The 13,164-nt window shown below is 58.9% G+C and carries 9 protein-coding genes; 4 read left to right on the top strand and 5 right to left on the bottom strand.

The window, feature by feature from the left end:
• Positions 1-14: 14 nt before the first annotated feature.
• Positions 15-659 (bottom strand): 16S rRNA methyltransferase, encoded by a 645-nt coding sequence (locus VM99_27610; GenBank protein AKK01610.1) that lies wholly within the window; start codon positions 657-659, stop codon positions 15-17.
• Complete coding sequence (gidA, locus tag VM99_27605; protein ID AKK01609.1) at positions 656-2,554, bottom strand: tRNA uridine 5-carboxymethylaminomethyl modification protein; 1,899 nt, start codon at positions 2,552-2,554, stop codon at positions 656-658. The genes VM99_27610 and gidA overlap by 4 nt, the downstream gene beginning before the upstream one ends.
• A gap of 560 nt (positions 2,555-3,114) precedes the next feature.
• Between gidA and VM99_27600 the strand changes: the two genes are divergently transcribed.
• From VM99_27600 to VM99_27590, 3 genes are all read left to right on the top strand, one after another.
• The gene (locus tag VM99_27600; protein AKK01608.1) at positions 3,115-3,621 is read left to right on the top strand and encodes an RNA polymerase sigma factor; all 507 of its coding nucleotides are present in this window, start codon (positions 3,115-3,117) and stop codon (positions 3,619-3,621) included.
• Positions 3,621-4,568, top strand: coding sequence for an iron transporter (locus tag VM99_27595; protein ID AKK01607.1), 948 nt, complete (start codon positions 3,621-3,623; stop codon positions 4,566-4,568). Before VM99_27600 ends, VM99_27595 begins: the two co-directional genes overlap by 1 nt.
• Before the next feature lie 102 nt (positions 4,569-4,670).
• Positions 4,671-7,106 carry a TonB-dependent receptor gene (locus VM99_27590; GenBank protein AKK01606.1) on the top strand — a complete coding sequence of 812 codons (2,436 nt, stop codon included), beginning with the start codon at positions 4,671-4,673 and terminating at the stop codon, positions 7,104-7,106.
• A gap of 41 nt (positions 7,107-7,147) precedes the next feature.
• Here VM99_27590 and VM99_27585 read toward each other — a convergent pair whose 3' ends face one another.
• The 3 genes from VM99_27585 to rnpA form a co-directional block, all read right to left on the bottom strand.
• Positions 7,148-8,518 (bottom strand): tRNA modification GTPase MnmE, encoded by a 1,371-nt coding sequence (locus tag VM99_27585; GenBank protein ID AKK01605.1) that lies wholly within the window; start codon positions 8,516-8,518, stop codon positions 7,148-7,150.
• Positions 8,519-8,597: 79 nt separating this feature from the next.
• Positions 8,598-10,280 (bottom strand): membrane protein insertase, encoded by a 1,683-nt coding sequence (locus tag VM99_27580; GenBank protein ID AKK01604.1) that lies wholly within the window; start codon positions 10,278-10,280, stop codon positions 8,598-8,600.
• Between the two features lie 240 nt (positions 10,281-10,520).
• Positions 10,521-10,922, bottom strand: coding sequence for a ribonuclease P (rnpA, locus tag VM99_27575; protein AKK01896.1), 402 nt, complete (start codon positions 10,920-10,922; stop codon positions 10,521-10,523).
• Between the two features lie 717 nt (positions 10,923-11,639).
• Here rnpA and VM99_27570 point away from each other — a divergent pair.
• Positions 11,640-13,163: a chromosomal replication initiation protein gene (locus tag VM99_27570; GenBank protein ID AKK01895.1), complete on the top strand. Its 1,524-nt coding sequence runs from the start codon at positions 11,640-11,642 to the stop codon at positions 13,161-13,163.
• Position 13,164 lies beyond the last annotated feature (1 nt).

Genomic DNA, 13,164 nt, shown 5'->3' with positions numbered 1-13,164 from the left:
GCTTGTGTTCCCAATCATGCCGTGCGGCGCAGTATCAGCAGATGGCGTTGGCCTTGGCAACCGGGTACGGCCAGGGCGTGTTCGCTATCGAGGTGGAAGTCTGCCGGCAATGCTACCAGCTCATCGGCCGGATGAACGCCCTTCATTGCCAGCCAGCGCGTATTGGCGTCGCCCAGGTGGCGAGTCCAGTTGCTGAAGTTCTCCATGCTGCTGAACGCCCGGGAAATGATCCCGTTGAACGGCTCGGCAGGCTGGAACGCTTCGACGCGACTGTGGATAACTTGCAGGTTATCCAGCTTGAGTTCGAGTTTGACCTGGGTCAGGAAGCGGGTTTTCTTGCCGTTGCTGTCCAGGCAGGTCACTTGCGAGTCGGGAAACAGGATCGCCAGCGGGATTCCCGGCATGCCGCCGCCGCTGCCCACGTCCAGCCAGCGACCGTCTTCGATGAAGGACATGACGCTGAGACTGTCGAGCAAATGGCGCGAGACCATTTCATCCGGATCACGCACGGCGGTCAGGTTGTAGGCCTTGTTCCACTTGATCAACAGCGCCAGATAACCCAGCAACTGCGCGTGCTGGGCTTCGGTCAGGCTGACGCCAAGCTGCCGGGCACCTGTGGATAACTCTTCGGCGTGTTGCGAGGTGACCATCGAACTCAAGCGCTTTGCTCCAACTGGCGGCCTGCGCCGCGTTTTTTCAAATGAATCATCAACAGGGAAATGGCCGCCGGGGTCACACCCGGGATGCGCGAAGCCTGGCCCAGGGTCTCGGGACGCGTGGCGCCGAGCTTGCTCTGGATTTCCTTCGACAACCCGGAAATACCGGTGTAATCGATATCCACAGGCAGCTTGGTGTCTTCGCTGGCGCGCAGGCGGGCGATTTCATCCTGCTGGCGGTCGATGTAACCGGCGTACTTGGTCTTGATCTCGACCTGTTCAGCCACCTGCGGATCTTCCGCGCTCTGGCCGGTCACTTCCACCAGCCCGGCATAATCGATTTCCGGACGGCTCAAGAGGTTGAGCAGGTTGTATTCGTGGGTCAGCGGCGTACCGAATTTCGCCGCGATGGCATCGCCCTGCTCGGTACCGGGACGAACCCAGGTGCTTTTCAGGCGTTGCTCTTCCAGCTCGATGCCTTCGCGCTTCTTGCAGAACGCGGCCCAGCGCACGTCATCCACCAGACCCAGCTCGCGACCTTTCTCGGTCAGGCGCAGGTCGGCGTTGTCTTCACGCAGGATCAGGCGATATTCGGCCCGGGAGGTGAACATCCGATACGGTTCCTGGGTACCCAGGGTGATCAGGTCGTCCACCAGCACGCCGATGTACGCCTCGTCGCGACGCGGACACCAACTGTCCTTGCCCTGGGCGCGCAGCGCAGCGTTGGCGCCGGCCAGCAAACCTTGGGCACCGGCTTCTTCGTAACCGGTAGTGCCGTTGATCTGGCCAGCAAAGAACAGCCCGCCGATGACTTTGGTTTCCAGGCTGTACTTCAGGTCACGCGGATCGAAGTAGTCGTACTCGATGGCGTAGCCCGGACGAACGATGTGAGCGTTCTCCATGCCGCGAATCGATTGCACGATCTGCAGTTGCACGTCGAATGGCAGGGATGTGGAGATGCCGTTCGGGTACAGCTCGTGGGTGGTCAGGCCCTCGGGCTCGATGAAGACCTGATGGCTTTCCTTGTCGGCAAAGCGATGGATCTTGTCTTCGATCGACGGGCAATAACGCGGGCCGATGCCTTCGATTTCACCGGCAGCGGAATACATCGGCGAACGATCGAGGTTCGCCGCAATGATTTCATGGGTGCGGGCATTGGTGTGGGTGATCCAGCAACTGACTTGCCGTGGATGCTGTTCCTTGTTGCCCATGAACGACATGACCGGGATCGGCGTATCGCCAGGCTGCTCGGTCATCACCGAGAAATCCACAGACCGACCGTCGATACGCGGTGGCGTACCGGTTTTCAAGCGCCCGACACGCAATGGCAGCTCACGCAAGCGGTGAGCCAGAGCGATCGACGGCGGATCACCAGCGCGCCCGCCGGAAAAGTTCTGCAAACCAATGTGGATAAGTCCGCCGAGGAAGGTCCCGGTGGTCAACACCACGGAATCGGCGAAGAAACGCAGGCCCATCTGCGTCACGACACCGCGTACCTGATCCTGCTCGACGATCAGGTCATCGGCCGCTTGTTGAAATATCCACAGGTTCGGCTGGTTTTCCAGGATTTCGCGGACAGCGGCCTTGTACAGGATGCGGTCGGCCTGGGCTCGAGTCGCACGCACGGCTGGGCCTTTGCGGCTGTTCAATACGCGAAACTGGATACCACCCTTATCGGTGGCCATGGCCATCGCGCCCCCAAGGGCATCGATCTCCTTGACCAAGTGGCTTTTGCCAATGCCACCAATGGCAGGGTTGCAGCTCATGGCGCCGAGGGTTTCCACGTTATGCGTCAGCAACAGGGTTTTTGCCCCCATGCGTGCTGATGCAAGTGCTGCCTCGGTACCGGCATGACCGCCGCCGATGACGATCACTTCAAAACGGGAAGGGAAATCCACCACGCACCTCGTGCCTGCTTAATTCAGGTAATTCGGAAAATAGGTTTTTGACTCTGGCCCATGGGCGTTTTTCGAGCCAGGTCGGCAAGTATAGGGACTTCGCCCTTTCTAAAGAACCCTTTGCACAAAATTTAACCAGCTGTGGAGAACTCGCGGTTAAAAAAATTAAAAAGAAAGAAATTTATAAAATCCTTGTTTTTATGTTTATTCTTAGACACCCAGCTTTCTGTGGATAAACCTCTACAAGCCTTAATTTACTTACTGTACAGAGATTCAAAACCCTGTGGCCAGGTGGCCATGAGCGGCTTGGATAACCGGTGTAAGCCTGTGGATTAATCGGTAGGTTATCCACAGAGGCGGTTATCTTCAGTTTTGAGAGGGGTTTATCAACGGTTCTCAAGGGCAGTTATTCACAGGGCTTAGTCGTCCGTTTTGTGTCCTTGTGCACAACGGCCTGGGCAATGGCCGCTGGAAAAGCTTCGAGGAACGACGCCAGAAGCTATTGTGAGAAAACGTAACAGAGGCTAATAATAGCTATTATCATTAACGCCTCATTCCCTATGCCCCCGTCTTCCCATACCGCCGCGATCGGGCGAATTTATGCGCAACACCACTCGTGGCTTTATGGGTGGCTCAAGGGCAAGCTGAATAACGCCTGCGATGCCGCAGACGTGGCCCATGACACCTTCGTGCGGATCCTCGCAGCCCGTAATGCCGTGCAGATTCGCGAACCGCGGGACTACCTGGCCACGGTGGCCCGAGGCCTGGTGATTGATCGTTATAGAAGAAACGCTATCGAGGCGGCCTACCTGGAGTCCCTGGCCGCGCGACCCGAACCCACGGCCATCAGCGAAGAAGACAAGGCCCTGATCATCGAAACCCTGGTCACTGTGGATAAAGCCCTGGCAGCCTTGGGCCCACGTACTCAGCGGATCTTCATGTTGTCGCAGATCGATGGGTTGACTTATCAACAGATCGCCGTGCAATTGAAGGTGTCCCTCACCACCGTGAAAAAGCACATGGTGCGTGCCCTCACCGAATGCGCACTGATCATGGCCGAACGCTGATGCCTGCCCTGCCTGATCGCAAGACGGTCGAAAGGGCTGCCACCTGGTACGTGCAGTTTCAGCACCAACCGCCTTCGCACGCCGAACGCCAGGCTTGGCAGGATTGGCTCGATAGCGATCCAGCGCACCAGGCTGCATGGCACCAGATCGAACAACTGCAGCGCCATCTCGGAGCACTGCCTCAGGACCTTTCACGTCGCGCATTGGGCACCGGGCAGCACCGGCGCCAAGTGCTCAAACTGCTGATGTTGCTCGGCGGCGCCGGCTCTGTGGGCTGGAGCCTTCAGGACCACGGGACGCTCGCCTCGGCCTGGGCCGATTACAAGACGGCCGTGGGGCAGCGCCGTTTCATCGACCTGGCGGACGGAAGTCGGATTCATCTGAACACCGAGACTGCCATCGACGTGTCGTTCGACGCCCATCGCCGCTTGATCCGGCTGCTGAGCGGCGAAATCCTGGTCCAGACCGGCAAGCTCAAGGACACACGGCCCTTTCTTGTCGAGACTGGCGATGGTCGCATCGAGGCGCTGGGCACGCGATTCACCGTACGCCAACTGTCGAACCGCACCCGGGTAGGCGTGCTGGAAGATCGGGTGCGCGTATCGCCGGATGGCACGCTGGGCAGCGCTGGTATCCTGAAAGCCGGCGAACAGGCTGACTTCAACGGCCAAGGCATGGGGTTTATCCAGTCCTACGCTGCCTCACAAGCGGCCTGGGTAAATGGCCAGCTCATTGTCCTCGATGCGCCCTTGGGAGACGTCATCGAGGAACTGAGCCGCTATCGTCCCGGTGTCTTGCACTGTCAGGAAAAGGCGCGGCAGCTTCGGGTGTCCGGTACGTTACGCCTGAATGCCACGGATGCCGTGCTGGCCAATCTACAGGCATCGTTGCCCATTCAGGTTCGCTATTACACCCGGTACTGGGTGTCGATTACACGGGCTGACTAGCGAAGTACACGAAGCGGGAAAATAAACAGAACGAGGGGGTTATCTTTTTTTGTGCTGATCCGGCCCTTCAGGTAATTGCGATCACCCAGGGCTTACCCACACATGCGCCTTCCTACGTTTCGTCAGCGATTTTCCCAGCATTGCATCGCCTACAGCCTGTTGATGACCAGCGCCGCGAGCGGCCTGGTAATGGCTTCCAACGCCTTCGCCAATACCGCCACGCAGCATTACGCCATTGCTGCCGGCTCGCTGGATAACGTGCTGAGCCAGTTCGCCGCGAAGGCCAACATCATCCTTTCATTTTCTCCACAGCAAACCGGCCAGAAACGCAGCGCCGGGTTGACCGGTGACTATTCGGTTGAGCAGGGATTCGTGCAGCTGTTGCAGGGCTCGGGGCTCCAGGCCGTGGCGCAGGCGCCAGGCAGCTACACCCTGTACTCCCTGCCGACAGATCAATCCATGGAGTTGGCCCCCACGAGCATCAACGCATTGGCGGCCAACCCGATGGACCTGGATTACGCTGCCGACGTGGGCTACAAGGCACAAAACAGTCGTATCGGTACTAAAACCAGCACACCGCTGTCGGAAACGCCGCGCTCGGTATCGGTGGTGACCGGCCAGCGCATGAAGGACCAGAAATCCCAGACCCTGACCGAAGTCCTGGGATACGTGCCGGGCATCTTCGCCCCACCCTTCGCGGCCGGTGACAGCCTGGCCGGCGACCTGTTCTACATCCGCGGCTTCAACGCCACCGACTACGGCTATGGCCTGCTCCGCGATGGCTTGAGGGTGCAGGGCAATCGCTATGACACCAGCTCAGAGCCCTATGGCCTGGAGCGTGTCGAGGTGTTCCGCGGGCCTTCGTCGCTGCTGTATGGCGAGAACGCGCCGGGCGGCTTGGTCAACCTGGTCAGCAAGCGCCCGACCGCGGTGCCCCAGGGTGAAGTCCAGTTGGGCTATGGGAGCCACAACCGACGCCAGATCGGTGTGGATGTTTCCGGGCCGCTGGCCGATAACGACAACATCCTGGGCCGGATCGTGATGTTGGGCCGCAACGCCGATACCCAGACTGACCACGTACCGGATGACCGTCTTTACATAGCGCCCTCCCTGACCCTGAATTTCGATGACTTCAACACGTTGACCCTGCTGGCCAACTATCAGAAAGACCACACCAACATGGAGCTCGGGCTGCCGGCCGCCGGCACGCTGCTGAGTAACCCGAACGGCCAGTTGGACAAAGACACCATGCTCGGTGATCCGGACTGGAACACCTTCGAGCGGGAAACCTGGAGCACCGGCTACGAATACAGCCATCGCCTCAATGACGATTGGCAGTTCCGCCAGAATTCGCGTTACCTGCAATCACGCATCACCCGCCATGAAACCTGGCCCGGCAGCTTGAACAACGGCGGTTTTGGTCGCCGTGTGAACGTCACCGCTTATGACCGTTTCAACAAGTCGATGGTGTATTCGCTGGATAACCAGCTGGAAGGCAAATTCAAGGTCGGCGGCCTGGAAAACACGCTGCTGTTCGGCGCCAGTTATGACCGGACCTCGTTCAACCAGGATTGGAATGCCGGATTCGTGGGGCCTGTGGATATCTATGATCCAGTGTACACAGGGGATCCGAAGACACCCATCGCAGTGCAGAACACCTTGCTCGAACAGCAGATGAAAGGGGTTTATACCCAGCTGCAGAGCAAGTACGACCGCTGGTTGTTCCTGCTGGGCGGACGCCAGGATTGGGTGGACAGCGATTTTCGTGACAAGGTCGCCAGCGCTGGCGACATCAGCTCCAAAGACAAGAAGTTCACCTATCAGGGCGGCCTGATGTACCAGTTCGACAACGGCATGACGCCTTACGTCAGCTACTCGACGGCATTCGTCCCGGTGCAGCAGATCTCCAACGCCGGTACGCCTCTGGAACCGATCACCAGCAGCCAGTACGAAATCGGCCTCAAGTACGAGCCCATTGGCTGGGACACAGCCTTCACCGCGTCGGTCTACGACTTGCGCAAGAAGGACGACACCTACTTCGACGCCACCACATCGACCTATCGACAGGTGGGGGAAAGTCGTGCCAAAGGCGTGGAGCTGGAGCTCAACAGCAACCTGAGCCCTGCCCTGAATGTCACCGCCTCTTATACCTACACGGATGCGCGGGTGACCGAGGACTCGGCGACGTCCCTGGTAAAAGGGCACCAGATGACTGGTGTGCCACGTAACCAGGCGTCTTTCTGGGCCAAATATCGTTTCCTGGAAAGCGACCTGAAAGGTTTGTACGTGGCCGGCGGCGTGCGTTATTTCGACAGTGCCTTCGCCTACACCGCGCCCACTCTGTACGGAAAGCTCGATGCTGGCGACGTCACCCTGGTGGACGCCGCCGTCGGCTACCAGATCGACACGCACTGGAGTGTCGACTTGAACGCGAAAAACCTGTTCGACAAGGAGTACGTGTCGGGCTGCAACGATGCGGGGCGTTGCTACTGGGGTGAAGACCGGACGCTGCTCGGCACCGTTTCCTACAACTGGTGACCCCCAAAAAGGGCTGTGGATAAATTGTCCACAGCCCTTTTTTATTTGCCGATGCAGAAACTGGAGAAGATCCGTCCCAGCAAATCGTCGGAACTGAAAGCCCCGGTGATTTCACCCAGTGACTGCTGGGCCTGGCGCAGATCTTCGGCGAGCAGTTCGCCGGCACCGGCCAAGGTCAGTTGGGAGCGACCGTGTTCCAGGGCCGCGCTGGCCTGGCGCAGGGCTTCCAAATGCCGACGTCGGGCGCTGAAGCTGCTTTCCGAGGTTTGCTCGTAGCCCATGCAAGCCTTGAGGTGTTCGCGAAGCAGTTCCAGGCCTACCCCCGCCGACTTCGCGCTCAGGCTGATGGTCACGTGGCCATCGTCGCTGACCTCCAAGGCAATCGCTTCCCCCGTCAGGTCGGCCTTGTTGCGAATCAAGGTGACTTTCGCTGGGTCCGGTCGGACTTCCAGGAACTCCGGCCACAAGGCGAACGGATCGTCTGCTTCCGGTGCGGTGGCATCCACCACCAGCAGCACACGATCGGCTTCGCCGATCGCCTTCAACGCCCGCTCGACCCCGATCTTTTCCACCTGGTCGTCGGTGTCACGCAGTCCGGCGGTGTCCACCACGTGCAGCGGCATGCCGTCGATGTGGATATGTTCGCGCAGGATGTCCCGGGTGGTGCCGGCGATGTCCGTGACAATGGCAGCCTCGCGACCGGCCAATGCATTCAGCAGGCTGGATTTACCGGCGTTTGGCCGTCCGGCGATCACCACGGTCATGCCATCGCGCAACAAGGCCCCCTGCCCGGCTTCGCGCAGCACTGTGGATAACTCGTCGCGGACCTTGTCCAGCATCGCCAGGACGTGGCCATCGGCGAGGAAGTCGATTTCCTCTTCCGGGAAGTCGATCGCCGCCTCGACATAAATGCGCAGGCCGATCAGTTGCTCGGTGAGGTTATGCACACGTTGGGAGAACGCGCCTTGCAGGGAACGTAACGCGTTGCGCGCAGCCTGGGCCGAGCTGGCTTCGATGAGGTCGGCGATGGCTTCAGCCTGGGCCAGGTCGAGCTTGTCGTTGAGGAACGCGCGCTCGCTGAACTCGCCCGGCCGGGCCAGGCGGCAGCCCAGTTCCAGGCAGCGCTTGAGCAGCATGTCCAGCACGATGGGACCGCCGTGGCCCTGCAGCTCCAGCACATCTTCGCCGGTGAAGGAATTCGGGCCTGGAAAATAAAGGGCCAGGCCTTCGTCCAGTACCTGGTGGTCCTCGCTCAAGAACGGGCCGTAGTGCGCAAATCGCGGCTTGAGCTCGCGCCCACTGATCGCCCTGGCCGCGACACTGGCCAGAGGCCCCGAAAGACGGACGATGCCGACACCGCCACGACCTTGGGCAGTGGCAACGGCGGCGATGGTTTCACGCGGTGCGCTCATAAACCGGAATCCAGACAAAAGTGGCAGATAGCAAAACGCCCCACTAGGGGGCGTTTTGTGTGGTTATCCACAGAGCAAGTTACGCCTCGGCTTTTTTCGTCGCCGCTTCGATCTTACGCGTGATGTACCACTGCTGGGTGATCGACAACACGTTGTTCACAACCCAGTACAGCACAAGACCCGCCGGGAACCACAGGAAGAAGAAGGTGAAGATGATTGGCATCATTTTCATGACCTTCGCCTGCATCGGATCCGGAGGTGTCGGGTTCAATTGCTGCTGGATGAACATGGTTGCGCCCATGATGATCGGCAGGATGAAGAACGGATCCTTGATCGACAGGTCGGTAATCCACAGCATGAACGGTGCCTGGCGCATTTCCACGCTTTCGAGCAGCACCCAGTACAACGACAGGAACACTGGCATCTGCACAAGGATCGGCAAGCATCCACCCAACGGGTTGATCTTCTCTTTCTTGTACAGCTCCATCATGGCCTGGGACATTTTCTGCCGGTCATCGCCATGCTGTTCTTTCAGGGCGGCCAGTTTCGGTGCCACTGCACGCATGCGCGCCATGGATTTGTAGCTGGCGGCCGACAATGGGAAGAACAGCCCCTTGATCAGCATGGTCAGGAAAATGATCGACCAGCCCCAGTTACCGACGATGCTGTGGATATGTTGCAGCAGCCAGAAGATTGGCTGGGCAATGAACCACAGGAAGCCGTAGTCCACGGTCAGTTCCAGGCCTGGGGACAACTGTTTCAGGACGGCCTGACTTTTTGGACCGGCATACAGGATGGCGCTGGTTTCAGCCTTGGCACCTGGTGCGGCGGTCAACGCCGGGCCGGTGTAGCCGATGATGTAGTTGCCTTTGCTGTCCTTGCGGGTCTGGACGACGTTGCTTTCGCCCTTCTGCGGGATCCACGCGGTCACGAAGTAGTGCTGCAGCCAGGCCACCCAGCCACCTTGGACGGTTTCCTTGAGCTGCGCCTTGTCCATGTCCTTCATGGACACTTTCTTGTACGGCTCCGAACTTGTCCACAGGGCAGCGCCCAGGTAAGTCGCGGTACCGGTGGCGGTGCTGGAGGAAGGATCGGAGCTGGCGTCACGCTTGAGCTGCGCGAACATCGCACCGGACCAGGGTTGAGCGCTCTGGTTGTCGATCAGGTAGGAGACCGTCACGTCGTACAGGCCACGTTTCAGGGTGAAACGCTTGATGTAGTTGACGCCATCCTTGCTGAACTTCAGGTCCACGACCAATTGGTCCTGACCGTCAGCCAGTTGATAAGTCTTCTTCTCGGCAGCGTAGACCGGGCGGCCAGCCGGGTTGGCGTCCGGGCCACTGGTGCCGATCAGGCCGCTCTGGGCCAGGTAGGTTCGCTCGTTGCCGTTATCGAACAACTGGAACGGAATTTCCGGGTGGTCCTGGCGACGGGGATACAGCGGCAGCTTCAACTGGGCGATGTCACCACCCTGTGGATCGATTGCCAGCTCGAGCACGTCTGTCTTGACCTGGATGAGATCCTTGCTGGCGGCCACAGGGGCTTCGGCGGGTGCGCTGGCATCGCTTGCCGGGTGTGGGATGTCGTCATTGTTGGCAGCCGTGTTGCCAACAGGGGCATCCGGCAGGCTCGGTGCGGTATTGCTGGCTGCAACATTCTGAGTCGGCAGGGCAGCCTGGCCGTAGTCCTGGTTCCATTTAAGGACCATGACGTAGGACACGATTGCCAGGGCGACGATCAGGATCGTGCGTTTGATATCCATGATTACTCGGCCATCGAAGAAGAACGGGAGGTAGGGATAGGCGGAACCGGGTCATAACCGCCGGGATTCCACGGATGACAGCGACCTAAACGACGAAAGGTCAGCCAGCCACCGCGCAGAAGGCCATGATTTTCTATGGCTTCATACGCGTAGCAGGAACAACTGGGGTAGAAACGACAGTGGTTGGCCATCAAGGGACTAATGGCGTAGCGGTAAAACTGGATCGGAACGAGTGCCAGTTTACGCATCTGGACTGTCTACCCCTACAGTTTCGGTGTTGGCTGCTGGTACCGGCTTGTTACGGGCCAGGCGCTTCCAGAGCTTGCCGAAATGCTGAATCAATTCGGGGTTTTCTACGTCACCCAAACCTTTGCGCGCGACGATAACAATGTCCCATCCGACCAGTGAATCCTGGTTCAGGCGAAACGATTCGCGCATCAGACGTTTGAGGCGATTGCGCTGAACGGAGAGCTTGACGCTCTTTTTCCCGATAACCAGCCCGAGTCGGGGGTGATCGAGATCGTTGTTGCGCGCAAGGAGCAGGAGATTCTTCCCCGGAACCTTGCCGGTAGGGGAGTCAAAGACTGCCTTGAAATGCCGGGGAGTAAGCAGACGCTTTTCCCGACTGAAGTCCTGACTCACCTCCAGTGCCGGATTATCAAACTGCCAGACGCGCACGACCTTTGGCGCGACGACGCGACAGGACGGCACGACCGTTCTTGGTAGCCATGCGAGCACGGAAACCGTGGGTACGAGCGCGTTTGATAGTGCTTGGTTGGAAAGTACGTTTCATGTCGTGTTACCTGGTTCGTCCACAACGGGCCGGAATGGCCCCCGTTTTAAGAGACCGGGGATTCTAGAGAAAGCAAGCCTCTAGGTCAATTTCCAACCAACGTTTCCTTTAAATAGATATCCGCCGCTCGAGTGGGTCCATCCTCCGGTGCCAGACATAAATATAAAGAAGGGAATTATTTAAAGCTTTTCTGTAAAAGCTTATAGAAGCTAGGCTGCCATCCATCTGTGGATAACCCATTCAAGCCCTTCTAGATCAATGTGTACAGAGAATGACAACTACACGGGAAAGCGGTGTTCAGGCTGTGCTGCGCTGTCGGATAAGCTGTGTGCGGAATCGGTAGTTATCCACAGATCGTTTATCCACCGAGTTTGCCCCCCACTTGTGCAACGACCTCATGGCCGGTTATCCACAGAGCTTATCCACTGACCGCCGGTCGCCTTTCCTGCTGTTAAGGCATTGATAAATCATGGGCGATCAGCAACCTGCATGTGGATAAGTGCGCGCCTGATCGCTACAATGGCCGCTTGTTTTTGCCTCACCGGCTTTCAACTTAGGGGATGTCCGTGTCAGTGGAACTTTGGCAGCAGTGCGTGGAGCTTTTGCGCGATGAGCTGCCTGCCCAACAATTCAACACTTGGATCCGTCCACTACAGGTCGAAGCCGAAGGCGACGAGTTGCGCGTCTATGCACCGAATCGTTTCGTTCTCGACTGGGTCAACGAAAAGTACCTGGGCCGGGTTCTCGAACTGCTCGACGAGCATGGCAATGGCACGGCGCCTGCGTTGTCCTTATTAATAGGCAGCAAACGCAGCTCGGCCCCTCGCGCGGCGCCCAATGCCCCGCTCGCCGCGGCGGCTGCTTCCCAGGTCCAGGCCACTGCAGCGCCGGTCAACCATGCCGCGCCAGCTCCCGCGCCTGCGCCGAGCAAACGCAGTGCGCAAAAAGAGGCACACGTCAGCGAGGAACCTTCGCGGGACAGCTTCGACCCCATGGCTGGCGCCAGCTCCCAGCAGGCCCCGGTGCGCGCCGAGCAGCGCAACGTCCAGGTCGAAGGCGCGCTCAAGCACACCAGTTACCTGAACCGGACCTTCACCTTCGAAAACTTCGTCGAAGGTAAATCCAACCAACTGGCCCGGGCCGCTGCCTGGCAGGTGGCGGACAACCCCAAGCATGGCTACAACCCGCTCTTCCTCTACGGTGGCGTGGGCTTGGGTAAAACCCACTTGATGCATGCGGTGGGCAACCACCTATTAAAGAAGAACCCGAATGCCAAGGTCGTGTACCTGCATTCCGAGCGGTTCGTGGCTGACATGGTCAAGGCGTTGCAGCTGAACGCGATCAACGAATTCAAGCGCTTCTACCGTTCGGTGGACGCCTTGCTGATCGACGATATCCAGTTCTTCGCCCGCAAGGAGCGTTCCCAGGAAGAGTTTTTCCACACCTTCAACGCATTGCTTGAAGGGGGCCAGCAGGTCATTCTCACCAGCGACCGCTACCCGAAGGAAATCGAAGGTCTGGAGGAACGCCTCAAGTCGCGTTTCGGCTGGGGCCTGACGGTGGCTGTCGAGCCACCCGAGCTGGAAACCCGCGTGGCGATCCTGATGAAGAAAGCCGACCAGGCCAAGGTCGAGCTGCCACACGACGCAGCGTTCTTCATCGCCCAGCGTATCCGCTCGAACGTACGTGAACTCGAAGGTGCCCTCAAGCGGGTGATCGCCCATTCCCACTTCATGGGTCGCGACATTACCATCGAGCTGATTCGCGAATCCCTCAAGGATCTGCTGGCACTGCAGGACAAGCTGGTCTCTGTGGATAACATTCAGCGTACAGTGGCTGAATACTACAAGATCAAGATTTCCGATCTGCTGTCCAAGCGCCGTTCGCGTTCGGTGGCTCGCCCGCGTCAGGTGGCCATGGCGTTGTCCAAGGAACTGACCAACCACAGCCTGCCGGAAATCGGCGATGTGTTTGGCGGGCGCGACCATACGACCGTGCTGCACGCCTGCCGCAAGATCAACGAACTTAAGGAATCCGACGCGGACATCCGCGAGGACTACAAGAACCTGCTGCGTACACTGACCACTTGAT

This window comes from Pseudomonas chlororaphis (assembly GCA_001023535.1).
In the GTDB taxonomy this organism is placed as follows: domain Bacteria; phylum Pseudomonadota; class Gammaproteobacteria; order Pseudomonadales; family Pseudomonadaceae; genus Aquipseudomonas; species Aquipseudomonas chlororaphis_E.
This window is presented reverse-complemented; position numbering and strand designations above follow the sequence as displayed.

Excerpts from the sequence above, each read along its gene's own strand:
- VM99_27600 (AKK01608.1), top strand. The coding sequence starts at position 3,115 with ATGCCCCCGTCTTCCCATACCGCCGCGATCGGGCGAATTTATGCGCAA.
- VM99_27595 (AKK01607.1), top strand. The coding sequence starts at position 3,621 with ATGCCTGCCCTGCCTGATCGCAAGACGGTCGAAAGGGCTGCCACCTGG.
- VM99_27590 (AKK01606.1), top strand. The coding sequence starts at position 4,671 with ATGCGCCTTCCTACGTTTCGTCAGCGATTTTCCCAGCATTGCATCGCC.
- VM99_27585 (AKK01605.1), bottom strand. The coding sequence starts at position 8,518 with ATGAGCGCACCGCGTGAAACCATCGCCGCCGTTGCCACTGCCCAAGGT.
- VM99_27580 (AKK01604.1), bottom strand. The coding sequence starts at position 10,280 with ATGGATATCAAACGCACGATCCTGATCGTCGCCCTGGCAATCGTGTCC.